General features: G+C 57.7%; 26 protein-coding genes. 7 read left to right on the top strand and 19 right to left on the bottom strand.

What is annotated here, in order from left to right; genetic code table 11:
- The first annotated feature begins 11 nt into the window (after positions 1-11).
- Both glp and VIN96_RS11765 read left to right on the top strand, forming a co-directional pair.
- A complete protein-coding gene (glp, locus tag VIN96_RS11770; protein WP_331896418.1) occupies positions 12-1,226 on the top strand; it encodes a gephyrin-like molybdotransferase Glp in 1,215 nt (404 codons plus the stop codon).
- Positions 1,226-1,735 (top strand): N-acetyltransferase, encoded by a 510-nt coding sequence (locus tag VIN96_RS11765; RefSeq protein WP_331896588.1) that lies wholly within the window; start codon positions 1,226-1,228, stop codon positions 1,733-1,735. Before glp ends, VIN96_RS11765 begins: the two co-directional genes overlap by 1 nt.
- 8 nt (positions 1,736-1,743) lie before the next feature.
- On the opposite strand, the gene VIN96_RS11760 is transcribed toward VIN96_RS11765, so the two are convergent.
- A complete protein-coding gene (locus VIN96_RS11760; protein WP_331896417.1) occupies positions 1,744-2,160 on the bottom strand; it encodes a hypothetical protein in 417 nt (138 codons plus the stop codon).
- Between the two features lie 192 nt (positions 2,161-2,352).
- Between VIN96_RS11760 and lexA the strand changes: the two genes are divergently transcribed.
- A complete protein-coding gene (gene lexA, locus VIN96_RS11755) occupies positions 2,353-3,075 on the top strand; it encodes a transcriptional repressor LexA (RefSeq protein ID WP_331896416.1) in 723 nt (240 codons plus the stop codon).
- Between the two features lie 9 nt (positions 3,076-3,084).
- On the opposite strand, the gene VIN96_RS11750 is transcribed toward lexA, so the two are convergent.
- Positions 3,085-5,229 (bottom strand): ComEC/Rec2 family competence protein, encoded by a 2,145-nt coding sequence (locus VIN96_RS11750; RefSeq protein WP_331896415.1) that lies wholly within the window; start codon positions 5,227-5,229, stop codon positions 3,085-3,087.
- A gap of 172 nt (positions 5,230-5,401) precedes the next feature.
- Here VIN96_RS11750 and gltX point away from each other — a divergent pair, with 172 nt between their 5' ends.
- The 3 genes from gltX to VIN96_RS11735 all read left to right on the top strand — a co-directional run bounded on the left by gltX (position 5,402) and on the right by VIN96_RS11735 (position 9,589).
- Positions 5,402-6,811, top strand: coding sequence for a glutamate--tRNA ligase (gene gltX, locus VIN96_RS11745; protein WP_331896414.1), 1,410 nt, complete (start codon positions 5,402-5,404; stop codon positions 6,809-6,811).
- A gap of 115 nt (positions 6,812-6,926) precedes the next feature.
- Complete coding sequence (gene gltA / locus VIN96_RS11740) at positions 6,927-8,240, top strand: citrate synthase (protein ID WP_331896413.1); 1,314 nt, start codon at positions 6,927-6,929, stop codon at positions 8,238-8,240.
- Positions 8,241-8,443: 203 nt separating this feature from the next.
- Positions 8,444-9,589 (top strand): diguanylate cyclase domain-containing protein, encoded by a 1,146-nt coding sequence (locus VIN96_RS11735; RefSeq protein ID WP_331896412.1) that lies wholly within the window; start codon positions 8,444-8,446, stop codon positions 9,587-9,589.
- On the opposite strand, the gene VIN96_RS11730 is transcribed toward VIN96_RS11735, so the two are convergent.
- From VIN96_RS11730 to VIN96_RS11650, 17 genes are all read right to left on the bottom strand, one after another.
- The gene (locus VIN96_RS11730) at positions 9,580-10,119 is read right to left on the bottom strand and encodes a shikimate kinase (RefSeq protein ID WP_331896411.1); all 540 of its coding nucleotides are present in this window, start codon (positions 10,117-10,119) and stop codon (positions 9,580-9,582) included. The genes VIN96_RS11735 and VIN96_RS11730 overlap by 10 nt on opposite strands.
- A 7-nt stretch (positions 10,120-10,126) precedes the next feature.
- A complete protein-coding gene (gloA, locus tag VIN96_RS11725; protein ID WP_331896410.1) occupies positions 10,127-10,528 on the bottom strand; it encodes a lactoylglutathione lyase in 402 nt (133 codons plus the stop codon).
- On the bottom strand, positions 10,529-11,713 hold the full coding sequence (gene lpxB, locus VIN96_RS11720; protein WP_331896409.1) for a lipid-A-disaccharide synthase: 1,185 nt from the start codon (positions 11,711-11,713) through the stop codon (positions 10,529-10,531).
- Positions 11,710-12,531, bottom strand: a complete 822-nt coding sequence (locus VIN96_RS11715) for an LpxI family protein (RefSeq protein WP_331896408.1) — start codon at positions 12,529-12,531, stop codon at positions 11,710-11,712. The genes lpxB and VIN96_RS11715 overlap by 4 nt, the downstream gene beginning before the upstream one ends.
- Entirely contained in the window at positions 12,521-13,321 is an 801-nt protein-coding gene (gene lpxA / locus VIN96_RS11710) for an acyl-ACP--UDP-N-acetylglucosamine O-acyltransferase (RefSeq protein ID WP_331896407.1), read from the bottom strand. Before lpxA ends, VIN96_RS11715 begins: the two co-directional genes overlap by 11 nt.
- 1 nt (position 13,322) lies before the next feature.
- Positions 13,323-13,757, bottom strand: coding sequence for a 3-hydroxyacyl-ACP dehydratase FabZ (fabZ, locus tag VIN96_RS11705; protein ID WP_331896406.1), 435 nt, complete (start codon positions 13,755-13,757; stop codon positions 13,323-13,325).
- A gap of 18 nt (positions 13,758-13,775) precedes the next feature.
- Complete coding sequence (lpxD, locus tag VIN96_RS11700) at positions 13,776-14,795, bottom strand: UDP-3-O-(3-hydroxymyristoyl)glucosamine N-acyltransferase (RefSeq protein ID WP_331896405.1); 1,020 nt, start codon at positions 14,793-14,795, stop codon at positions 13,776-13,778.
- A 12-nt stretch (positions 14,796-14,807) separates the two neighbouring features.
- Positions 14,808-15,389 carry an OmpH family outer membrane protein gene (locus VIN96_RS11695; protein WP_331896404.1) on the bottom strand — a complete coding sequence of 194 codons (582 nt, stop codon included), beginning with the start codon at positions 15,387-15,389 and terminating at the stop codon, positions 14,808-14,810.
- A gap of 9 nt (positions 15,390-15,398) precedes the next feature.
- Positions 15,399-17,654, bottom strand: coding sequence for an outer membrane protein assembly factor BamA (bamA, locus tag VIN96_RS11690; RefSeq protein WP_331896403.1), 2,256 nt, complete (start codon positions 17,652-17,654; stop codon positions 15,399-15,401).
- A 144-nt stretch (positions 17,655-17,798) separates the two neighbouring features.
- Positions 17,799-18,944 (bottom strand): RIP metalloprotease RseP, encoded by a 1,146-nt coding sequence (gene rseP, locus VIN96_RS11685; protein ID WP_331896402.1) that lies wholly within the window; start codon positions 18,942-18,944, stop codon positions 17,799-17,801.
- A 43-nt stretch (positions 18,945-18,987) separates the two neighbouring features.
- Positions 18,988-20,190, bottom strand: coding sequence for a 1-deoxy-D-xylulose-5-phosphate reductoisomerase (locus tag VIN96_RS11680; protein WP_331896401.1), 1,203 nt, complete (start codon positions 20,188-20,190; stop codon positions 18,988-18,990).
- On the bottom strand, positions 20,178-20,864 hold the full coding sequence (locus VIN96_RS11675; RefSeq protein ID WP_331896400.1) for a phosphatidate cytidylyltransferase: 687 nt from the start codon (positions 20,862-20,864) through the stop codon (positions 20,178-20,180). Before VIN96_RS11675 ends, VIN96_RS11680 begins: the two co-directional genes overlap by 13 nt.
- Positions 20,857-21,594, bottom strand: coding sequence for an isoprenyl transferase (locus VIN96_RS11670; RefSeq protein ID WP_331896399.1), 738 nt, complete (start codon positions 21,592-21,594; stop codon positions 20,857-20,859). The genes VIN96_RS11675 and VIN96_RS11670 overlap by 8 nt, the downstream gene beginning before the upstream one ends.
- A gap of 53 nt (positions 21,595-21,647) precedes the next feature.
- Positions 21,648-22,169, bottom strand: a complete 522-nt coding sequence (gene frr, locus VIN96_RS11665) for a ribosome recycling factor (protein WP_331896587.1) — start codon at positions 22,167-22,169, stop codon at positions 21,648-21,650.
- Positions 22,170-22,295: 126 nt separating this feature from the next.
- Positions 22,296-23,012, bottom strand: coding sequence for a UMP kinase (pyrH, locus tag VIN96_RS11660; RefSeq protein WP_331896398.1), 717 nt, complete (start codon positions 23,010-23,012; stop codon positions 22,296-22,298).
- A 231-nt stretch (positions 23,013-23,243) separates the two neighbouring features.
- A complete protein-coding gene (locus VIN96_RS11655) occupies positions 23,244-23,888 on the bottom strand; it encodes an acyl-homoserine-lactone synthase (protein WP_331896397.1) in 645 nt (214 codons plus the stop codon).
- Between the two features lie 101 nt (positions 23,889-23,989).
- Positions 23,990-24,706 (bottom strand): LuxR family transcriptional regulator, encoded by a 717-nt coding sequence (locus VIN96_RS11650; protein WP_331896396.1) that lies wholly within the window; start codon positions 24,704-24,706, stop codon positions 23,990-23,992.
- 334 nt (positions 24,707-25,040) lie between these two features.
- On the opposite strand from VIN96_RS11650, the gene VIN96_RS11645 reads away from it, so the two are divergent.
- Positions 25,041-25,412: a hypothetical protein gene (locus VIN96_RS11645; RefSeq protein ID WP_331896395.1), complete on the top strand. Its 372-nt coding sequence runs from the start codon at positions 25,041-25,043 to the stop codon at positions 25,410-25,412.
- Positions 25,413-25,461: the final 49 nt, after the last annotated feature.

The raw sequence follows: 25,461 nt of genomic DNA, 5'->3' as shown, positions 1-25,461 counted from the left end.
GACCGAATGAGATGATTTCCGTCGCCGAAGCGCTGTCCCAGGTCATCGCCAACGTCAACGAGACATGCGCCGAACAAGTCGCCCTGCCCGATGCCTTGGGCCGGGTTCTGGCCGTAGACATCATCGCGCGCCTGACCCAGCCGTGGGCGGACGTGTCGGCCATGGATGCCTACGCGGTGCGCCAGGCCGATGTCGCGACGGTGCCGGTCGACTTGAACGTCATCGGCGAAAGCCCGGCAGGCGGGTGCTACGACGGTGAGGTCGGCATAGGGCAAGCGGTGCGCATCTTCACCGGCGCGCCGATGCCGCGCGGCGCAGACACCATCATCATTCAAGAAGACACCAAACGCGAAGGCGATACGGTCAAGGTCCTGGAAACGGCGCCCGCCGGGCGTTTCATCCGCCCGGCGGGGCTGGATTTCAAAGCCGGTGAAGTGTTGATCCAGGCCGGTCGCGTGATGACGGCACGCGACATTGGCTTGGCGGCCGCGGCGAACGTGCCATGGGTGCAGGTGCGGCGCAAACCGCGCATCGCGATCATCGCCACCGGCAACGAAGTGGTGATGCCCGGCGATGACTTGGGCGACAATCAAATCATCAGTTCCAATTCGGTGATGCTGTCGGCGACCGTGAAGGCCTTCGGTGGTGAGCCGCTGGACCTCGGGATTGCACGCGACGATATGGCCTCTCTCACCCGTTTGGTGCAATCGGCCAAGCAAGCCGACATGCTGATCACCATCGGTGGCGCTTCTGTCGGTGATTATGATTTGGTGGCCCAGGTGCTTGGCAACGAAGGCATGAAGCTGTTCTTCTCCAAGGTCGCGATGCGTCCTGGCAAGCCGGTTATCTTTGGCCTTCTGGACGGCACCCCGGTGATGGGCATGCCCGGCAACCCGGTCAGCGTTGGCGCCAGCAGCGCCGTGTTCTTGCGCCCCGCGATCGAAGCGATGCTGGGGATGAAGGCCGAGAACACCCATCCCGACACCGCCAAGTTAGCCCACGATGTCGGCGAAAACGACCAGCGCCAGGAATACAGCCGCGCGACCTTGTCCACGGATGAGAACGGCGAGCGCGTCGCGACCGTGTTTTCCAAGCAAGACAGCGCCATGCTCGCCAAATTCGCCGAGGCCGACTGTTTGGTGATCCGCCCGCCCCATGACCCGGCGCGCAAGGCCGGTGAGATTGTCGAGATTGTCCCGCTTCGCACCGGCCGCATATCGCTGTGATGCGCATCCGCGAAGAGCAACCGGACGACTTTGAGGGCATTCGCGCCGTGAATGACGCCGCGTTCGGCGGCACGGACGAGTCTGAATTGATCGATCGCCTGCGCGAGGCTGATTTGGTGATAACCGCGCTTGTGGCGGAAGAATATGGCGAAATCGTCGGTCACATCCTGTTTTCAGAGCTTGAGGTGACCTCTGACGACCACAAGAGGTCCATTCGCGCAGCAGCCCTTGCCCCCATGGCGGTAGCTCCGACCCACCAGCGACTCGGCATCGGATCTGAACTTGTACGTCAAGGTCTTGAAAAATGTCGTGAAAACGGCATCGAAGCGGTCGTTGTCGTGGGTCATGAACGGTTTTATCCGCGTTTTGGGTTCAGCGCCCAAATCGCCGAATGTTTGAAAAGCCCATTTTCAGGCCCATTTTCGATGGTTTTGACCCTAAAACAGGGCGTTTTTGACGATTTCTCCGGTTTTGTCATATACCCGGATGCATTTTGCCTCGACATCTGAAATAAGGCTTACGGTGTAAGCTTAAATTTTGGCTGCGGCCGAAATGGCGATGTGTTGAGAAAATGCAGTTCACTTTCAGACAGATAACGTCCCTTGAAGTAAACCGACTGGGCTTTGACGATGCGCTTGAGATCTGAGCGAATGTCTAAGGGAAACGCATAGGTGCACAAAATGTTGCCGAAGCGGAATTCTTCATAATCGGGCGGGTATTCGAACCGCAACTGCACCCCGCGCACGTCTTCCAAGGTCCAATGCCGCATGCGCACGATGGTGATGTCGCCATACGTTTGCGTCGCGCGCCCCGCAGTGATGGCGCAATGCTCCACTTCCGGCTCGATGGCGGGCGGCTCGGCGTCGCACGATGCCAGCACCAGAACCGTAAACAGGGCACCAAGCCCACCGAACATGAAGCGTTTCTGAGCCATGACGCATTATGTGCCTTCACATCGATGGCAAGCAACTCAGAATCCGAGACATTTTTTTCCAATTGAGCCCTTGACCGCACAATGGAACCAAAGTAGAACATAAATGCGTGTTTTTGTTTTGTTCTTTATCATTTGAACACCAACGCCATACGCACCAAGGACTTCATTTTTCATGCGGATGCAGGTGACGCCATGCTGACAACCAAACAGTACGAACTTCTGCTTTTGATCGAAGCGCGCATCAACGAAGCCGGAGTGCCGCCGTCGTTCGAAGAAATGAAAAATGCCTTGGGTCTAAAGTCCAAATCGGGCATTCACCGCCTCATCAGCGGTTTGGAAGAACGTGGCTTCATCCGTCGCCTGCCCCATCGCGCCCGCGCGCTTGAAGTCCTCAAGATGCCGGAAAACGTCGAGCGCGACCGTGAAAACCAACGCGAACAAGCCTCCACATCCGAAACGCCGTCGCACATGGCCAACGTGGTCAAGGGTGAATTCGGCGCCAAGCCGACCCCCGCCCACACCGCGCCCGATAGCGGCGTGGAACTACCATTTTTGGGCCGCATCGCTGCGGGCACGCCGATCGAAGCGATTTCCGATCCCACCTCGTTCATCGAAGTGCCGCCGAGCATGCTTGGCGGTGGCGATCACTATTGCCTGGAAGTCGACGGTGATTCGATGATCGACGCGGGCATTTTCGACGGCGACACGGTGATCATCCAAAAGACCGAACGCACCGAAAACGGCGCGATCGTCGTCGCCTTGGTCGACAACGAGGAAGCGACCCTCAAATACATCCACAAAAAAGGCGACAAGGTCGCCTTGGAACCGGCCAACAAAGACTACGAAACCCGTATTTTCGGCCCCGACCGCGTGCAGGTCCAAGGCCGCTTGGTGGGCCTGCTGCGCAAATATTGAGGATTTGGCTTACTTTTTGGCCTTGATCACCCAAGGGCGATCACCGCGTTGACCGTTCACCGTTTCGATGTGCACCGGGCCGCTATCGCCCCCCTTCCCATCCCCCAGCCAAATGGCATGGGTTCCCCCGCGTTGTAAATCTTCAGCCGTGATCAGACGGGTGGCGACGCGACATCTGTCTTGTGCAGCCGGGTTCAACGCCATGGCCGCGACCAGCACGTCGGCGCGCCAACAGTCCTCGTTCAGCGCTTCCGGCGCACGGGTGAACGCCACGCTGCGTCCCGCCGTGCGGTATAAACAGCCTAGAGCGTCGCAACGCAGTTGCTGCGGGTCGGTATCCGGATCGCGCCAACGGCGGGGCTTGGCGCTCAGCCCGGCGCGACGCAACCACACATCGCGCTCAAACTTCGCCGCCGTCAGGGTCGAGACGCTGTAATCGCCCGCCCCCGTGCGCACTGCCGCAAGCTTACCGTCCGGATGGATCAACACATCCGGCGCGGACGGGCCGCCAAGCACGCCGAGCAGCCCCAAGACCGCCACCGGCGCCCCCCACAAGCGCCAAGGCCTTTGCCACAACGCCAACCACAGCCCACCCACCGCCACCCACACGAGCCCCCACACGGAAAACGCCGCGATGTCCGTAACCGCGCCGGGCCAATGGGCGACTTCGCGGGCCGTGGCGATTACGGCCTCGATCCCCCATCCCATCGGCGCCAAGGCTAGATATTCCAGGCCAAACGGCATCAATGCATACGCCACGACCGCCCACGGCATGATCCACAACGCCGTAACCGGCACCGCGATCAAATTGGCCGCCAAACTGAAATCCGCCACCCGGTTGAAGTGATAGGCCGCAAATACTCCGGTCGCCACCCCGGCGACGGCGGTGGTCAGCGCCACGCCCGCGACGTAGCGCCCGACTTTGCCACTCCAGGTTTGCGGGGGCGTGTCGAACACGCCTTTGCGCCTGAGGTATTCGTAGACCGCGACCAGCGCAACCACGGCGGAAAACGACATCTGAAAGCTCGCCCCCAGCAGGCTTTCCGGGCTCAGCAGTAAAATCGCCATCGCCGCCCACGCCACCAAGCGCATGGACACGGCGCGGCGATCGAACAGCACAGCCAGCAACACCAACGCGATCATCAAAAAGGCGCGTTGGGTCGGCACCGTCGCACCGGCCAGCAGCGCGTAACCGAACGCCGCGAACAATGCCCCCACGGCGGCCCATTTCTTGATCGGATAGCGCAACGCCAACGGAGCGATCAGGGCCAGGGCGCCGCGCAGCGCGAAAAACACGATGCCCGCAATCAAGCCGACATGCAGACCGGATATCGCCAACAAATGCGCCAAGCCGCTGGCACGCATGTCGTCCAGGACGGTTTCAGGGATGGCGCCGCGCTCGCCGGTCATCAGTGCGGTGGCGACCCCGCCCACGGCGCGCCCGGCTGGTTCGTCAGCGAATCCCGCGCCGATGCGCCGCGCCAGATCGACGCGCACACGCTGAAACGCGAAGCCCAGGCTGTCGATGCCCATGTGTGGCGCCGCGCCGATAACCGCGACCTTGCCGAATGCAAAACCGACCCCACCTAGACCCTGAAAATAGCTTTGGCGCTGAAAATCGAACGCCCCCGGCATCGCCGGCGGCGGCGGCGGCAACAGGTTGGCGCGCAGCTCCAGCCAATCGCCGGGTCCGAAGGGGGGCTGTTCGCCCATCAATTTGACGCGCACCGCCTGCGGTGTGCTGGCCGGGGCTAGACGCGATCCGCTCAGGTGTATGAGGGTCACGCGCTGCCCACTGACCAAGTGTTCCACGTGCCGAACCTGTCCGGTAAGGCTAAGCGGGCCGGTTTCCGTCGCTATCACCGGCGCGGCCACCCACCAGGTGCGCAAACTCGATACGCCGACACCAAGCGAGACGACCGCGCACGCGAGAAACAGCAAAAACACATCGCTCTTGCCCAGGAGTCGCCACGCGATGGTCGCCAGAATCGCCGCCGTCGCCCACCCCGCCCATAAGGGTGGTTCGGACGGCAAAGAAAAATAGATCTCGATTCCGCTTCCCAACAGCACCGGCAACCACAACGGCCAGCGTTCCCGATCGCCTATAAAGGCTTGGTATACAAGCAAAACTGATCTGAACGGGCGCGACATCATCAGGATTTCTCTGTCCTTTGAAGATCATTTAACGTATGAATGCGAACCCGTTGCAGCGATAAATTCATAGCCAAATGCTGCAATAGCGAAGAGAATGTGCTAAACCACACCAAATTGGTGCCAAGCGCATTTAGATTACACGAAATTAGATTTGAGAGAAAATACGGCAATCATGACCGTCGTCACACGTTTTGCGCCCTCTCCCACGGGCTTTTTGCACATCGGCGGCGCCCGCACGGCGTTGTTCAATTACCTCTACGCCAAACATATGGGCGGCAAGTTCCTGCTGCGCATCGAAGACACCGACCGCCAGCGCTCCACCCAGGAAGCCGTCGATGCGATTTCCGCCGGGCTGAAATGGCTGGGACTGGATTGGGACGGCGAAGCGGTGTCGCAATTTTCCCGCGCCGCACGTCATGCCGAGGTCGCCCAGGAACTTCTCGACAAAGGCAAAGCCTACAAGTGCTACTGCACGCCGGAAGAACTGACCGAAATGCGCGAAGCCGCCAAGGCCGCCGGTCAGCCGATGCGCTACAACGGCCTGTGGCGCGACCGTGACCCGTCCGAAGCGCCCGCGGGCGTGGACCCGGTGGTGCGCATCAAAGCCGAACACAGCGGCGAAACGGTGATTGAGGACCTGATCCAAGGAAAAGTGACCGTTTCCAACGCCGAAATCGACGATTTCGTCATTTTGCGCGGCGACGGCACGCCCACCTACATGCTCGCCGTCGTGGTCGACGACCATGACATGGGGGTGACCCACGTGGTACGCGGCGACGATCATTTGACCAACACCTTCCGCCAGATGCAAATCTACGACGCCATGGGTTGGGAACGGCCGATTTTCGCCCACATGCCGCTGTTGCACGGCGCGGACGGCAAAAAGCTGTCCAAGCGCCACGGTGCGCTGGGGGTCGAGGCCTATCGCGACATGGGTCTGCTGCCCGAAGCGGTGAACAATTACCTGCTGCGCCTGGGCTGGGGCCATGGCGACGCGGAAATCATTTCGCGCGAGCAAGCCATCGAATGGTTCGACGTCGTCGACGTCGGCAAAGCCCCCGCGCGCTTCGACGCCGATAAACTGGCCAGCCTCAACGCCCATTACATGCGTGAAGCCGAAAACAATCGCTTGTTTGAACTGATTTGGCCCGGCGTGGTCCAATTGCTTGACGGCAAGGTGGCTGAAAACGCCGCCGAGCGCATTCTGACCGGCATGACCGACCTCAAGGCTCGCGCGAAGAACACCATAGAACTTACTGAAAGCGCTTCATTTTACGCTCGCACTCACCCCATCCCGTTGAACGACAAGGCCATCGCGTTGCTCAACGACGAAGGCCGCGAGGTGTTGCAGCGCATGCGCGACATTTTGGCCGCATTTGACGACTGGCACTCCGGGCCGTTGCAGGACCAGGCCAAGGCGTACGCCGAAGGGGCCGAATTGAAACTGGGCAAAGTCGCCCAGCCCTTGCGCGCGGCGCTGACGGGATCCAACGTCTCGCCCGGCGTGTTCGAGGTCATGGAAATTTTGGGTAAAGACGAAACCCTGGGGCGTATTGATGACGCCTTAGGCAGCACTGCATAAAGCCTATTTCAAGAGGCGCACAAGCGCCCAGACTGACAGGATCCCCCCTGTCGGAAACCGACCGTCCGGTTGCGAAGGCGCGGCCAGGACGACAAGAGAATTGGTGAGGAGCCCCATGAAACAAAAAGATGTAATCGAACACACCTTCACGCTGACCAACAACGATACCGGCGAAAGCTGGGAACTGCCCGTGCTGGAAGGCAGCGTGGGACCGCGTGTGATCGACGTGCGGCGACTGTACGCCGAGACGGGTCACTTTACCTATGACCCCGGCTTCACCTCCACCGGCAGCTGCCAATCGGGCATCACCTACATCGACGGCGACAAAGGCCAATTGTTGTATCGCGGCTATCCCATCGAAGAGCTAGCGGTGAGTTCCGATTATGTCGAAACGTGCTACCTGCTGATCTACGGCGAACTGCCGACCCAGGAAGAAAAAGATAAGTTCAACCACCGCATCACCTACCACACGATGCTGCACGAACAGATCCACAGCTTCTATCACGGCTTTCGCCGCGACAGCCACCCGATGGCCGTTATGGTCGGCGTGGTCGGCGCGTTGGCGGCGTTTTATCACGACAGCACCGATATTTCCGATCCCAAGCACCGCTTCGTCGCGTCCACGCGCATGATCGCGAAAATGCCGACCATCGCCGCAAACGCGTACCGGTATTCCCAGGGCATGCCGTTCGTCTATCCGCGCAACGACCTGAACTACTCGGAAAACTTCCTTTACATGATGTTCTCCAACCCGTGCGAGGAATACGAAGTCAACCCCGTGCTGGCGCGCGCCATGGACCGGATCTTGATCTTGCACGCCGATCACGAACAAAACGCCTCGACCTCGACGGTGCGTTTGGCGGGATCGTCCGGGGCCAATCCGTTCGCATGCATTTCCGCGGGCATTTCGTGCTTGTGGGGCCCTGCGCACGGCGGCGCCAACGAGGCGGTTTTGACCATGTTGGAAGAAATCGGCTCGGTCGATCACATCCCCGAATACATCGCCCGCGCGAAAGACAAGGAAGACGCCTTCCGCCTGATGGGCTTCGGCCATCGCGTCTACAAGAACTTCGACCCGCGCGCCAAGGTCATGCGCCAGACCGCACACGAGGTGCTTAAGGAATTGGGCGCGGAAAACGACCCGCTGCTCAAGCTGGCCATGGAGTTGGAAAAGATCGCCTTGGAAGACCCGTATTTCGTGGAAAAGAAGCTTTACCCGAACGTGGATTTCTATTCCGGTATCATCTTCCGCGCGATGGGCATTCCCACCGACATGTTCACGGTGCTATTCGCCGTGGCGCGCACGGTCGGTTGGGTGGCGCAATGGAACGAAATGATCGAGGATCCGTCGCAGAAAATTGGCCGCCCGCGTCAATTGTTCACCGGCCACACGGAACGCCATTACGCGCCGATTTCCTCACGTTCCTAATCGAAGGCCATCAAGTTCATATAAGCGGCGGCTTTCGGGCCGCCGTTTCTTTTTATGTCTAACATTTCGCACGCAAGCCCCTAGATCAAGGCGATTATTTCCACATACAATATTATGGTATAGAATTTAAATTGTTCGGGTAAGTCGCTGCACTTCTTACGCTATCGCCGCACTCTTCATTGTCTGTTATCGGTTGCGCCCTCATGTCCAAACCGAATTTTTTGCAGTTGAAGCCGCACTTTCGCTATTTCGCATGGGTGACGGTCCTGTGCTTTGCGATCGAGTTTGGCATAATGGTCGTGATTCATAATGTCACGACCATTTCCCACATCGGTTTGGCTGCCATCGATGCGACAATCGTATCGATCACACTGTTGGGAAGTTTGTATTTCTGGATATTCCCGCGCTTGGCCGAAGATAAAAACAAAGCGCAAGATCAAACAAGGCTTTTGGAAAGCCTGATGGATGCGATCCCGGCGCCGATTTTTTACAAAAACGAAGATGGCGTCTACACCGGCTGCAACGAACAATTCGAGAAGTACTTGGGCCTGTCACGCGATCAAATCGTCGGCAAGACGGTATACGACGTCGCGCCTTCCAAGCTCGCAGAGATCTACCATCAGGCGGATCTCGACCTGATTCGTCAAGGTGGTTCTCAGGTCTACGAGACCTCCGTATCCCATGGCGATGGCACGATCCACGACGTGATGTTCCACAAAGCCGTATTCCGCAAATCCAACGATCAACCCGGCGGCATCATCGGCGTGATGCTCGATATCACCGAACGCAAAAGACTCGAAGACAAACTGTTAGCCCTCGCCAGCCTGGACGATCTGACCAATATCGCCAATCGCCGCGAATTAGACACCAACCTCGAACACGCCTTGGCGCGAACCGCCCGCACCCGCACGCAACTCGCGTTGTTGTTCATCGACATGGATGGCTTCAAGGACGTCAACGACAAGTGCGGTCATGAAGCTGGTGATGAGGCCCTTAAACAAATCGCCGCGCGCATTGTCACGCTGTTGCGTAAAAGCGACATCGCCGGGCGCATGGGGGGCGACGAATTCGCGGTCATTTTGGAAGGCAAAGTGTCGCGCGACACGACAATCTTGGTGGCGCAAAAGCTGCTCGAAACTCTTGCAGCGCCGTATGATTTGTCCTGTGGTCAGATCACCAACCTTTCGGCCAGTATCGGCATCGCCTTCGCCCCCGATGACGGCTCTGATCTCAAGCATCTGTTGTCTAAAGCCGATGCGGCGATGTACGAAGCGAAACGTCTGGGCAAAAACCGTTACGTCCTGGCCACAGACTTCATTAGTGCGCAGAGCGATACGGATCAGAGTTGATCTTTGAACATCTTGACGATGGATTCGGCCATTTCCGGGCGTTTCTTGCCGTCGATATTGATGACGATGTCGGCGGCCTTTTCGTAAAACGGCAGACGACGGCGCATCAGTTCTTCCGCGGAACGCGTAAGATCCAAAGTCGGTCGTTCGGCCTTGTCCTTGACCTTTTCGACCAACCGCTTGATGTCGCCTTTCAGCCAGATGATGGTGCCGTTTTTCTTCAGCGCCTCGACCTTGCGGGTGGAAAACACCTCGTTGCCGTCAGCGTCCAAATCGACGATCACCCCCCCGCCGCAGTCGACGATCACGCCATCCATGGCGGCGATTTTGCGGATCACCTCGAATTCCATATCGCGAAACGCCCGCCAGTCGCCGTTATTGTCGCTGATGATTTGAGCGATGGTCTTGCCGCCGTTTTCATATTCGATCAGGGTGTCCGACGACAGCACCGGGCGTTTGGTCAGAACTGCCAAGCGCCTTGAAACATTGGACTTTCCGGCACCGCGCATGCCGATGATGATGATGTTCATGTGCGCATCACTTCCGTTCGATCAGTTCGATCTTATAGCCGTCAGGGTCTTCGATGAACGCGATCACGGTGGTGCCGTGTTTCATCGGTCCGGGTTTACGGGGGATGGACACGCCTTCTTTTTCCATCGCATCACAGGCGGCGTAAATGTCGGGCACCGCCAGCGCCAGATGACCGAAGCCGCTGCCCAGTTCATACGGGGTCTCTTGATCCCAGTTGTAGGTGAGTTCGATCACCGCGTTGGCATTTTCATCGCCATAGCCGACAAACACGTTGGTGAATTTGCCTTCGGGATAGTCGCTGCGGCGCAACACCTGCATGCCCAGATGGCGGGTGTAAAAATCGATCGAGCGATCCAGGTCGAGCACCCGGATCATGGTGTGCAGAAAACGAAACTTCGAGGTATCCATTCATCCCTCCCTTTTGTGCATCTTGTTCATCACGCCCAGCACCACATCCGCGGCGCGTTCCCCCGGTGGTGGGCCGCCACGGCCCAGCTGTGTCAACGCATCCGCCGCTTGCGCACGTTGTACCTCCCGCGCGCCTTCGTCGTCCAGTAGGCGCGCAACTTCGCGTGCCAGATTGTCCGGGGTGCAATTTTCCTGAATGAATTCGGGCACCACTTCGCGCCCCAAGCAGATATTGATCAAATTCACATACGGGGTTTTGATCAGCATCTTGCCGACAAACGCGGTCAAGGCGTTGACGCGATAGCCGATCACGTGCGGCAGTCCGGCCATGGCCAATTCCAGACTCACCGTACCGCTGGCGGCCAAGGCGGCATCGGATGCGCAAAAGGCGGCGCGCTTTTCGTTGGCGCCGACCACCACGGTGGGGGTATTCCACGCTGCGACGGTGGCGCGCACCGTTTCAGCCACATGATCGACGGTGGGAATGATCACCGTAAGGGCAGGAAATTGGGCTTGCAAGCGTTCCACGGTCTCGCCGAATACCGCCAGCAAGCGCGACACCTCGCCGCTGCGACTGCCCGGCAGTACGCACAAAACCGGGGTATCGACTGCGATGTTGTGGCGATCACGAAACTCCCCCCCCATGGCGGGCGTAAACGTTTGCGTCACCACCGGATGGCCGACGAAGGTGGCGTCGAGGCCTTCGCGGTGGAAATACGGCGGCTCGAACGGCAACAGGCACATCAGATGGTCGAGAAACTTCGCCACCTTGGCCGCACGGCTGGGGCGCCATGCCCACACGGTCGGGGCGACGTAATGAATGACGGGGCTGTCCACCCGGCGGGACTTGAGTTTCTTGATCACGCGAAAACAGAAATCTGGGGCATCGATGCTCACCACCGCGTCGGGGGCGAGGCGTTCGATCTCATCCGTCGTTTGCGTCATGCGCCGCAGCAACAGTGCCAAGCGCGGCAGCACCTCGAACACCCCCATCACCGCCAAGTCCTGCATGGGAAACAGGCTGGTCAGACCTTGAGCGGTCATTTCCGGGCCGCCGACCCCGGCGAAGCGGATGTGGCCATCTGTTTTCAGCTTAAGCGCCTTCATCAAGCTCGCGCCCAAGGCGTCGCCCGAATTTTCACCGGCGATGAGAAACACCAACGGCACGCGTTCCGTATTCGTCACCGCGTCACCCCCACGACGAACAGACCTAAGGCATCGGCTGTTTCTACCAGCGCGCCACGGCCGACGATTATGGAGCCGCCCGCTTCGACCACGATGCCCTTGAGACCGGCGGCGTGGGCGTTTTGCACCGTTAGTTGACCGATGGCGGGCAAGTCGGCGCGGCGTTCCTGACCCGGTTTGGTCATTTTGGCGAGCACTCCGCCTCGCGCCTGACCCGATTTCCCCAGACGCCGCAACATGGCGTCGGTGCCGTCTTGATCTTCCAAAGCGACGATCGCGCCGTCCAGGGCCACGGCGGCCTGGCCTTTGTCGGCCGCGCCCAAGTCCAATGCGCCTTTGACGGCGACGTCGATGGTGTGTTGATCCTGGACGTTGGGCGCAATGTGACCGATGGGGCCTTCGGGCGACAGCAATTCGGGCATCACGTCGTGCACGCCGACCATGCGAAAGCCTTCTTCGCGTTCCAAACCTGAAATAATCGACCGCAACAATCCGTCATCGCCCTTGTTCATCGCCCCGCCGGCGAGAAAGCGGATGGCGCGCGCATCGGGCATCAATGCCGCCATGGAGGGACGACGAATATGACCGGCCATGACCAATTCGGTGACACCGTTATCCTTGAGCAACTTGATCGATGCGCCTGCAGCACCGAGCCGCACCCATGCGTGATCGACACCCTCGACGGTTTCCGCGTCGCATTGGCCTTTGAAGGCGATCACAAACACGCCGCGGCCCTGATCGCGGCACGACTGGATCAACAGCCGCGGCAGTTCCCCGCCACCGGCCAGAATGCCCAGTTTCGGCGCGTCAGGCGGCATCTTCCATTTTCGGCTGGCAAATCGCGCGCGAACCGTTGCCTTCGATGAAACGGATGATGTCCATCACCGGTTCGTTGTCTTTGAACATTTCCGCGACGTCTTGCAAACGTTCGGCCATGGTGCCCTCTTGGGCGAACAGCAAACGGTAGGCGTTGCGCAATGCGTGGATGGTTTCCCGATCGACGCCGCGACGCTTCAAGCCAACCAAATTGAGGCCCGACAGATGCGCCCGGTTGCCCGTCACGGTGCCGTAGGGAATGACGTCGCTTTCGACCCCCGACATCCCACCCAGCATGGCGTGCTTACCGATACGCACGAACTGATGAACCGCCGACAGGCCGCCGATGATGGCGAATTCGCCGACTGTCACGTGCCCCGCCAAGGTGGCGTTGTTGACCAAGATTACATGGTCTTCGATCTGGCAATCGTGCGCGATGTGCGCACCGACCATGAACAGACAGTTGTTGCCGACGCGGGTCAAAAGACCGCCGCCTTCGGTGCCGGGGTTCATGGTCACGTGTTCGCGAATGACGTTGTTGAAACCGATTTCAAGGCGCGAAGGTTCACCCTTGAATTTCAGGTCTTGCGGTTGCAAACCGATGGATGCAAACGGAAAAATGTGGGTATTGGCGCCGACGGTGGTGTCGCCGCCGATCACCACATGGCTTTCCAGGCGCACGCCGTCGCCCAGTTTGACCTGCGCGCCGACGATCGAGTACGGCCCCACGGTGACGTTTTCGCCCAACTCCGCGCCTGTTTCGATGATCGCGGTGGGATGAATATTGGTCATATCAGCTGTCCATGATCATGGCGGAAAAGACGGCCTCGGCCATCAAGACGCCGGAGGCGTGAGCTTTGCCTTCGAATTTATAAACGTTACCGCGCGAACGCACCTTGGTCACGGTGATTTCCAATACGTCGCCTGGGGTTACAGGCTTGCGAAAGCGTGCGTTGTCGACCGACATGAAATACACCAGTTTGCCCTCGGCTTCCGCGCCCAAGGTTTCAACCACCAAAACGGCCGCCGTTTGGGCCATGGCTTCGACGATCAGAACCCCCGGCATAATCGGGTGGTTTGGGAAATGGCCTTGGAAATGCGGCTCGCTCGCGGTGACGTTCTTGATACCTACGGCCTGGTGGTCGGGAACCACGTCCTTGACCCGGTCGATCATCAAAAACGGATAGCGGTGCGGGATCATTTCCATGATCCGGTTTACGTCAATCACGGTCTCGGAACTCAATGTTCAAGCCCCCTTCTTTGGTCTTGTCAGTTTCTTCAACGCGGCAACCTGCCGCCAGTATTCCTTGGCCGGCAAAGCTGGCGAACCGGCCACCGTCTGACCCGGTTCGACATCACGCATCACGCCACTTTGTGCGGCAATGCGCGCACCGTCACCGATGTGCAGATGGCCGGCGATTCCAGTGGCGCCCCCCATCATGACATAATTTCCGATCTTGGTACTGCCGGAGATACCCGACAACGCCGGGAACAAACACCCCGCCCCGATTTGAACGTTATGGCCGATTTGCACCAAGTTATCGATCTTGGTGCCGGGACCGACCACGGTATCGGGACCGGTACCCCGGTCGATGCAGGCATTTGCGCCGACGTCGACGCCGTCACCGATCACCACGCGGCCCAATTGCGGCACTTTCAGGTGCACCGCACCCGGCGCAAAACCAAATCCGTCTTGTCCGATCCGCGCACCGGGATGGAACACGCACGCCTTTCCGATCAGCGCGCACTGGATCGTCACGTTTGGGCCGACGTCGCAGCCGTCGCCCATCACCACACCGGTGCCGATATAGCTGTTGGCGCCAATGCGACAGGCGGCGCCGATTTCGGCGTGATCGCCGATCACCGCACCGGCTTCGATTTGACACCCCACCCCCAGGACCGCCGTATCGCTGACAATTGCCGAGGGATGAATGCCGGGAACGGGCGCTTGTTGTGGGTAAAAAGCCTGCGCAACGCGTGCATAGGCACGATAGGGCTCAGTCGTCACCAGCAGCGCCATGCCGTCGGGCGCGCGTTCGACATATTTGGGATCGCACAGACACGCCCCTGCCGTGCTGTTCTCGAATGCATCGATGTATAGCTTGTTGTCGAGAAAGCTGATCTGTTCAGCCGTCGCCGATTGCAACGGCTGAACGTCAGCGAACATGGCCTCAGGATCGCCCACGGCAATCTCGGCTTCGGCGATCGAAGCCAGTTGACTCAGAGAAAATGGACCGGCGTTGACGAAAAATCGGGCGTCAGCCATCGTCGCCCCCCTTTATTTGTTGGGGTTGGCAACCTGAACGGACGGCAATCGTGCGTCCAAGTCCTGGAGAACAATTGCGCTGATGTCGAGCTTAGGGTCCGCGTAAACCACCTGGGCTTTTTGGAAGACCATGCTGATCTGGTTGATCTTAACCACGTCGGCGACCACCGAACGATAGACATCGGTAACCTTCTCGGTAGCTTCGGCGCGCACTTGATTGAGTTTCAGGTTCGTTTCCTGAACACGGCGCTGCAAGCCCACGATGCGGTCTTGGAATTTCTTGCGCTCTTCGGCCAGCACTTCCGGGGCCAAAAGATTGCGCTTGCGCATCAATTCTTCTTCTTCCTTCTGGACGGCATCTTTTTCCTTGTCGATCACGGCTTGGATTTCAGCCTGATACTTAGCCATTTGCTCGTGGATGTCCTTCATCGCCTTGGACTCGGCGAACACACCATCGGTATCCAAAATGGCCCAATACACGACACCACCGCGGGGGTCTTCGTTCGGAGCCGCATCTTGAGCGGACACCACGGGTGCAAAGGACAAGGCACCCAGCAGAACTGCGCACGAAAACGCGATAGATTTGAGGGTCAATGCCATCTCCTAGAATTTGGTGCCAAAGTTGACACGCATCGTTTCAGTTTTATCGTAGCTTTCTTTGGACATCGCTTGAGAGAAATCCAAGCTGATCGGGCCCACCGGTGATATCCAACTGACGCCAACACCAGCGGCAGAGCGAATGGAACCGTTATCGACCACATTGGTGCCCGAGGGATTGACCGTCATCAGGCTACCAAAATCGGTAAACACTTTGCCCGAAACACCCAATTCCTTGGGCAGGCCCAACGGCACCGAAAGCTCCACGCTGCCGGTATACATGAACTCACCCCCCAGTGAATCGTCCGACGAGGTGTCGCGCGGACCAATGCCGCCCATTTCAAAACCGCGCAAATTGTCGCCACCGACGAAGAAGCGATCCAACAGGCCGACATCCTGACCGATGCCCATAATGACACCGGCGCTGCCGCGCGTGGTCGTCACCCAGCCGTCCGCGATCTTGAAGTAGTGCGCGCCGACGACTTGGTTGCGGAAATAGTTGGTATCGCCTCCCAAACCGGCCAAATCGTTGTTCATCTGCACAACGTAACCTTCAGATGGCGTGACTTTGCTGTTGCGACGGTCATAAGACAGCGTGTGTCCGACTTCCGACAAGGTTTTGTCGCCCGCCTGATTTTTCACGTAGATCGACGCCGTCGACGGCACACCGGAAATCTGCGATGCCTTGAGCGTATAGCGCCAAGCTTGTTTGAGGTGGCTGGTGATCGGATACCCGAACCGCACCCCTGCACCGTTGGTTTTCGTATTATAGGAACTGGCCGTCTGATTGTCGGTCTCGGTGCTGAACAAATCGAACCCGGCGCTAACGTCGCGGTTCATGAAATGCGGTTCAGTGAAGCTCAAATCAATCTGGCTTTGACGCTCGGACACCCGCAGGTTCAAGCTCAAATCCTGGCCGCGCCCCAACAAATTGCGTTCGCGGATTCCGAATTCCGCCAACGCACCCGAACTGGTCGAATACCCTGCACCGATGGACAGCGATCCGGTGGATTTTTCCTGCACGTCGACATTGACGACGGCTTTATCCGGCGCCGAACCCTGGGTCTGGGTCATCTTCACGCTCTGGAAGAAATCCAAATCCTCGATGCGCGTTAGAGATTGACGCAATTTTGCAGCGTTGAAAGCATCGCCTTCAACGATGCGGAATTCACGGCGCACCACCTCGTCGAGGGTACGCACGTTACCGGTGACGTTGATGCGTTCGACGAACACACGTGGACCTTCTTCGATTTCGAACGTGATCCCGATTTCACCAGATTCGACGTTACGTTGCACGTTGGGGCGCACATTGACGAACGCGTAGCCCAGGTTGCCCGCAGCCTCGGTCAATGCCGTAACGGTATCGTCGACGGCGGTGGCATCGTACCAATCGCCGGTTTCGACCTGCAGCTTATCCGCCACATCCTCGGCCTTGAGGTCACGCAATTCGGCCTTCAGATCGATTTCGCCGAATTTGTAGCGTCGCCCCTCTTCAACCGTGAAGGTGATGAAGAATTGGTTACGATCCGGCGTCAATTCCGCGATTGAGGACAAAACCTTGAAATCGGCATAGCCATTTTGCAGATAGAACCGACGAAGCAATTCGCGGTCGAACGTGATGCGGTCAGGATCGTACGTGTCGTCAGAACTAAGGAAACGATACCAGCGGGTTTCACGAGTGCGAACAACCTCTTGCAAATCACCGTCGTCGAACACGCGGTTGCCGACAAAACGGATATTTTGCACCTCGGTCTGCGCGCCTTCGTCCACTTCGTAGACCAAATCGACGCGATTTTGCGGCAACTGAATGATTTTCGGTTCGACCGACACCGCGAAACGACCACTTTTTTGGTAAATGGTCTGAATACGGTTGACGTCGTTTTGAACTTTCGAGCGGGTGTAGATCACGCGGGGCTTCAAGGAGATTTCCGCCGCCAGCTCTTCATCCTTGATGCGATTGTTGCCTTCAAACGCGATACGGTTGATGACCGGGTTTTCCGACACCACCACGACCAAGGTGTTACCTTCCCGGCGTAACGAGACGTCGGCAAACAAACCGGTAGAGAACAAAGACTTCAATGAACGATCGATGCGCAATGGATCGAAGCTGTCGCCCTCGCGGACCAAAAGGTAAGAACGCACGGTTTCCGCCTCGACGCGCGCAGCACCTTCGACGGCAATGGCCGCGATACGGTCACTTTCTTGGGCCTGAGCGGACGGTGCGTAGGCGAACAAAAGCCCGCCCAGCATCATGACAGCCATCAATTTAGTAAATACGCACCTGTGCACGATGTGCCCCACCCTCGTCATTTTATTTTTATGCGTGTTCGACTTCATGACCACCCGAAGGCTCCAACCCCAAACGACAAAAACCGCCCTCGGGCGTTTTGTTCAGATCGGAATTGATCATCCGAACTTTTCAAAAAGCCGCCCAAAGTCGTTCCAGGTCGCAAATATCATAAGAAGCAATACCAGAACCAAACCAAAACGGAAACTGTATTCTTGTAGCTTTTGACTCAATGGCTTACCACGCAAAGCCTCGGCCATGTAAAAGACCAAATGTCCCCCGTCCAGAACCGGAACCGGGAATAAATTGATCAGGCCCAGGTTGATCGACAAGATCGCCAAAAACCGCAAGGTGCTGACGATGCCGCCTTGGGCCGCTTCACCGGAAAACTGCGCGATGGATAGCACCCCGCCCAATTCGTTGGCGCTGCGCTCGCCCGAGAACATCTCCCCCAAGCCGGCGAGAATGTTGGCGGTGAAAAAATAGGTTTGCTCGACGCCCAGCACCAATCCGTGGAAAATACCGGTTCGCTCCGTACGCACATGTTCCATGGACGGACGCACACCCAACAAGCCTTTGGAGGTCCCTGTGTTTGCGTGTTCGGACTCTTCGTCGTCCGCTTCTGGGTCTTTCCAGGTCCGGGGGGTGGCGTTGAGATGCAACACCGCATCGCCGCGCAACACCTCAAAATTCAAGGTGACGTGAGGATTGGCGGACACGATTTCGCTGAGTTCGTTGAATTCGGTAATAGCACGGCCATCAATCGATAAAATGACATCGCCAGCCTGAAAACCGGCCTCTTCGGCTGCGGTGTCTTCGATCACCTCACCCACCGCCGAAAGAAGAGTAGGTACACCGAACGCCGCATTGATGGCCCAAAACACCAGCACCGCAAACAGGAAATTCGCTAGCGGTCCAGCAGCGACCACTGCGGTGCGTTGGCGCAGGTTCTTGTGATGGAAGGAAACCTTTTTCTCATCCTCGGTCATGGGACGATCTTCAGTGTCGTCAACGCCGGTGATCATGTCACCTTCGCCGAACATCTTGACGTAGCCGCCCAAAGGTACCGAACTCAACCGCCAACGGGTGCCGTGCTTGTCGTTAAAGCCCCACAACTCGTTGCCGAACCCGACCGAGAACACCTCAACCTTCACGCCGTTCCACCGCGCCAGGAGAAAATGGCCCAGTTCATGGACGAACACAAGCACCGTTAAAATCGCGAGAAACGGCACAGCATACTGGAGGATAAAGGTTATAAAATCCATATTATTAAGCGTCTTACTCTGTTTTGTTAATGTTTAAGACGAATCATTTATTGGCGATTACGGCAACCGTACGCGCGCGGGCTTCGGCGTCGATGGCGAACACCGTTTCGATATCGCCGAGAGTTACGGCGCCCATCTCATCCAACACCGTTTCAACCACGTGAGCAATGTCGAGAAATCCGATCTCGCGGTTGAGGAAAGCCGCCACGGCCACCTCGTTGGCACCGTTGAGAACCGTCGGCGCGCTACGGCCCGCTTCCAGACTTTCGCGGGCCAACCGCAAGGCCGGAAAGCGCTTCATATCCGGCGCTTCGAAACTGAGTGTACCGATTTCAGCCAATGACAAGGTCGGCGACGGTGCAGCCATGCGCGCCGGCCATGCCAGGGCATAAGCGATCGGCGTGCGCATGTCTGGCGTCCCCAACTGCGCCAACACCGAGCCATCGACGTAAGAAACCATCGAATGGATCACCGACTGGGGATGGACAAGCACTTCGATCTGGTCCGTCGCCACCGGGAAAAGATGAAATGCCTCAATCATTTCAAGGCCTTTGTTCATCATCGTCGCGCTGTCGATGCTGATTTTCGCGCCCATGTCCCAATTGGGGTGTGCAACGGCCTGTTCGGGCGTCATGGCGGCCATTTCGGCCAATGATTTTTCGCGAAACGGGCCGCCTGATGCGGTCAGCGTGATCTTGGATACGGCATCGGCGCGATCAAAGTCGAACACCTGGAAGATCGCGCTGTGCTCGCTGTCGACCGGAATGAGCGTCGCACCGCCAGATTTGACCTCTTCAGTCATGATCGCGCCAGCCGACACCAAGGTTTCCTTGTTGGCCAAAGCCACCAATGCACCGCGTCGCGCGGCTTGCAGCGTCGGTTTGAGCCCTGCCGTACCGACAATCGCCGCCACCACGATGTCAGAGGGACGCCCCGCCGCATCGACCACCGCAGCGTCGCCGGCCGCAGCCTCGACAGAGGTTCCCGAAAGCAACGACTTCAACTCGCTGTAAAGGCTTTCGTCGGCGATGACTGCTTGGCGCGCTCCCAATTTCACGGCCTGCTCGGCCAACAGCGTGACATTGCGGTTCCCGGTCAATGCCTCGACACAAAAAGTATCTGGATTGCGCATCAACAAATCGACTGTGTTGCAGCCGATCGAACCGGTCGAGCCGAGAACGCTCACCGAGCGCGGTTGCGCACTCGCGTCGGGTCGTATTTTCTGTGATGCACTTACGACAGCCATACCAGAACGTTGCCCTGCAATACGATGTTAATCAAGGCCAATACGATGGCCGACGCAACCAAACCGTCGACACGGTCGAACAAGCCGCCATGACCGGGGATAATCGCACCACTGTCCTTAACGTCGAAACGGCGCTTCACCCAGCTTTCCAGCAAGTCGCCGATTTGGCTGACCACCGCCATGACGGCGCTGAAAGCGACGATCTGAAACGCTGCCATCTCTAACGCGATTTCGGGGCGAAAATAAGACACCATGCCCCACCCTGCCAAGGCACCGAGCAACGTACCGCCGAAAAATCCCGACCACGTTTTGTTGGGGCTGATGGACGGTGCCAGTTTGGGGCCGCGCAAACTCATGCCGAACACATAACCGCCTGTGTCCGCGCCCCACACCACCACCAGCAACCAAAAGACCGTCATATCGCCCCATTCGGGATCGAGACGCAAACGCCACAATGCCCATACGGAAACCGCAACGTAAAGCACGCCGAGCGCCATCCAGGCCGGTCTGCGGCCGACCATGTTGGCCCATTCCGAAGCCAAGATCAGCCCCATAACCCCGATCAGAACGTTATAGTAGATGCCGCCGAAGTGTACGGTCGCCAACACCAACGGTGCCAACACCAACGCCGACAGAATACGCAGCACAAGGGCTTTTTTGAAAATGTCAGACACCGACGGCCCCGTACCTACGATCGCGGGAACGGAACGCGGACAGCGCAGCCTCAAATTCGTCAGCGCGGAAGTCCGGCCACAGGGTGTCGGTGAACACGAACTCTGTATAGGCCGTCTGCCACAACAAGAAGTTGGAGATGCGTTGCTCGCCGCTGGTGCGAATGAGGAGGTCCGGGTCGGGAATATCAGCGGTTTCGAGTGACGAAGCGAACAGGTTCTCGTCGATATCCGACGGCAGCAATTCGCCATTTTGAACTTTTTCGGCCAACGCACGGGCTGTGTTGGCGATTTCGGCGCGGCCACCGTAGCTGAGCGCCAGAACCAGCGTGAGACCGACGTTATCGCGGGTCCGGTTTTCCGCCGCTTCGATCAAAGCCTGAATATCCGGCGCCAAACGACTGCGCTCGCCAATCACGCGAAAGCGCACGCCTTGTTTGTGCAACTCGGCCAATTCTTTGCGGAGATATAGTCGCAACAGGCCCATCAAATCCATCACCTCGCCGGAGGGACGTTTCCAGTTTTCTGAGGAAAACCCGAACAGTGTCAGGTATTCGACACCGGCGCGCGATGCGGCCTTGATCACCGCACGCACGGATTCCGCGCCCTGGCGATGACCTTCCGTACGCGGCAATCCACGTGCGGACGCCCATCGACCGTTCCCGTCCATGATAATGGCGACGTGCGTCGGCACATGAATGTCGCCGTTCTGGGATTGAGGTTTTATGGGCATAAATTGCTTACTCGTTGATGCTCACGGCAGTTTCAAAACGCGCAGAGAACGCGTTAGACCTGCATGATTTCCTCTTCTTTGTGCGCCAGCGCATGATCGACCTTGGCCACGCTGGCGTCGGTCATTTTTTGGATCTCATCGGAATACTGATGCAGTTCGTCTTCGGAAATAGCGCCGTCTTTTTCTAGTTTCTTCAGCTCATCCATGCCGTGACGGCGGACATTGCGCACTGAAACGCGGGTTTCCTCAGCATATTTACCCGCGACCTTGGCCAATTCCTTGCGCCGTTCTTCGTTGAGCGGCGGAATCGGAATACGGACCAACTGACCGTCGGCCTGCGGATTAAGACCAAGGCCAGCGTCCATGATGGCTTTTTCTACCGCTTTGACCATACCTTTGTCCCACACCTGCACGGTCAACATGCGCGGTTCGGGCACCCCGACGGTGCCGACTTGGTTGAGAGGCATGGCCTGACCGTAAGCTTCCACGGTAACGGGATCGAGCAGGCTCGTCGACGCACGCCCCGTGCGTAGGCCGCTGAACTCCTTGTGAAGAACCTCGATCGCGCCTTCCATGCGGCGCGTCAGATCCGATTTCAAAGCGTTAATGTCCGCCACGATTTATCCCCTTATAGTCTTAGGTCTGTTCTTGTAGCGCGATCCGAGCCGACAGCCAATTGCTGTTGTCCGGCGCGGCGCGCATCATTCAACGATGGTATAAGTGCCTCGACCATGCACGACGTCGACGAAACCGCCGGGTTTATGCAGTGAAAACACCAAAATCGGCAATTTATTGTCGCGCGCCAGCGCAATCGCTGAGGTGTCCATGACGCGTAAGTTCTGGCTCAACACCTGCTGATAGCTCAGCGTGTCATAGCGCAGCGCATCCGGGTTGGTCTTGGGATCGGCGTTGTACACGCCATCAACTTGGGTTCCCTTGAGCAAGGCATCAGCCCCCATCTCGATCGCGCGCAACGCGGCGGCGGTGTCGGTGGTGAAGAACGGGTTGCCGGTGCCTGCAGCGAAGATCACGATGCGGTTTTTTTCCAGATGGCGAACTGCGCGGCGACGAATGAACGGTTCGCACACGGTATCCATAGGGATGGCCGATTGTACGCGGGTATTGACGCCTTTGGCTTCCAGTGCGCTCTGCATTGCTAAGGCGTTCATCACGGTGGCCAGCATGCCCATGTAATCGGCGCTGGTGCGTTCGATCGTCGACGCAGCCGCTGATACGCCGCGAAAGATATTGCCGGCCCCGATCACCAAGCAGATTTGGACGCCCAAATCGTGCACGGCCTTGATTTCATCGGCGAGGCGATTCACGGTTTCGGTACAAAGACCGAAATCTTTGTCCCCCATCAGTCCCTCGCCCGACAATTTCAGCATCACACGCCGGTATTTCGGGGCATCGGACATGGCAAACGTTTTCCCATTCACAAAATTTAACATAGGGCGCGCGACTCTACGCCCGAATTTGACCGGGATATTACACCAAGGCTCCCTTTTTTCCAGCCTTTAAGCGCGTTTGTGCTTCACGTCCACATTCCGTTCCCGAACCCGTACGATGAGTTCCCAACTGGCTGACTGCTCACACAGCAACACCGGGGAGCAATCGCCCCCCGGTGTCTGTAACGACGGGCTGCGAGCTTAAGCGGCGACGCGGGTCTCGCGGCCATCCAAGTCTTCGCCCAGAAGGTTCAAAACGGTGCCCACCTGGGTATGACGCCGGACGTTTTGCAGCGTTTCCAAGGACACCGGCAACAACCCCGCCTGCACCTCGATACCGTCCTCGAGCCATACCGGGCTGACCATTTTGGCGCTCCAGCCATTGCGCATGAAAACATTGCGAATGACAGCAACAGCCGTCAGGCCGATGATTTTGTCGATGCCATGAGTGATGCCATATTCCAACAATGCGCAAATCAGTTCCTTGACGATCTGGTTGCGCACCCGCGGAGGCAGGTTGTTGTCGACACCAAAGCGGGTGGCTTCCCACACGCGGTCGGAATGCGGCAGGTCGATGGCGGTGATCTTTTCAGGCCAAATCTCTTCCAGCATATATTTCAAGCTTGTCGGCGCTAACCGGGCGACACCTCGAGCCTCGCCTTCTTCATCGCGCCACACGAAGTATTGCGTCGCTGGCGTGTCGTATTGATCGAACTCCATGCCCTTCCAACTCGGCACTGCATAATTTTGACGATCAATAAAAACGCGCTTTCGCAACCGAAACTGAGAGGCCAGAGCGTCCCCGAACAGATAAGCGGTGGTCATGTTAAAGCAATCGATAGACATGGCAAAAACCCTTTGTTCCCGAAACTACAAGGGTTAGCTTGCCAACGTTTGGCGATGCTCGAACCTACGTACCGACGTAGGACAAGGCGTTATTTTCGCTTTTAAAGGGAAATGAGACCGCTATGGATGGCCTTGACCACCGCCGTGATGCGGTTGTCGGCATCCAATTTGCGCAAAATGTTGCGCATATGGAAATCCACGCCATGTTCGCTAATGCTCAGAATTTCACCGATCGACCAGTTGCTTTTACCCGCGGCGCACCATTTCAATACTTCCAGTTCGCGCGGTGTCAATTGAACGCCATGGGCGTTGCGCATTTCGTCGTGCATCGCGGCATAAAAAACATGAAAGTTCGTCGAAAGGATCTGAAGCTCTTTGAGGTGTTGGGCCAACCTTGGATTGGGTTCGCTGGACGCCAAGCCGACGCCGTACACTTCGCCCATAGGACCGTGCAACGGCACCCCGACACCATCGTTTAGGCCAGCCTCTTTACCTTGGTTCATCAACAGGATTTGCCGTGAGGATAAGTCGCGGTAGGCCTTCATATCCTCCCACGAAAATGCATCCCGGACCCCCATGCCGTGCAAGAGGGTTGGGTCGATCGGCGCATAATTCTGCTCGACATAGTATGTCAGCCAATCTTCAGGATAGCAGTGTGAAAGCCCCGGCATCATCGCGTTGCTGTAAGGGGTATTGCGAACCGGAAGATACATGACCCGATCGACGCCGTACTCGGAAAGAGCCTGCAAATACGCCCCGAACAGACGATTAGGGTCATCTATCCCAAGAGATTTCTCGATGAATTCCGCCACGGTCATGAAGTAGCCCCAAATCCCAAACCGCTACTGGTCGCTCTCTTATTCGTTGCCAGTGTTTCTCTATATCGTTGTCAGCACACTAGAATGCACCACTTCATATTATCACCACAACAAAGAATACGCACGCTCAACATAACTCATCTTACGTATGCAGTCAGTGGAACCTCTGTAGACGGCAATTGCGACCTACCTACGCGTCTCCGTAGCTCCCTAACCCCCGCACATATGCTCAACTTTTCACGATGAGGACATAACGGCCTCGACCGACTTTACACCGCTCAAGGTCACTCTCAATGAGGATCGTCAACGGTGGTTGTTCGCACAAGGAAAAGCTATGAGCAAAACCAGCCAAACGCATTATTCGCCGGAAAACCTGCACCACATGCTCGATTATCTTCATGAAGAAATCGAACAAGCCGAAACGGTGGAAGACCTTTCGTCCCTCCTGACGGTGGTCAAAGCCATGATGACGCAAGTGCGCCCTATCAACGCCGTGCAAGGACTGCCCAATATCCGCGCTGAAGTGACTCCCAGCCTGATCTCCTCAGACTGCAACGTAGCCACCCACGTGCCCGAAAGCCTGGTTTCCACTTTTTATGATTTATCCAACAAAATGAACCAGTTGCAGGCCGAAGACCCAGAATCCTTCGCGAACGCATCCAACGCGTTGCATTGGCTCGCCAACAGCGACAAATCCGTCAACTGAGCGTTTTGCAAAAACCCAAACGCGAAACGGGGGCTTCCTGTATAGGAAG

Origin of the sequence: Magnetovibrio sp., from assembly GCF_036568125.1 — a bacterium.
Classification (GTDB): domain Bacteria; phylum Pseudomonadota; class Alphaproteobacteria; order Rhodospirillales; family Magnetovibrionaceae; genus Magnetovibrio.
The sequence above is the reverse complement of the archived record's forward strand: the minus strand, read 5'-3'. Positions and strand labels throughout refer to the sequence as shown.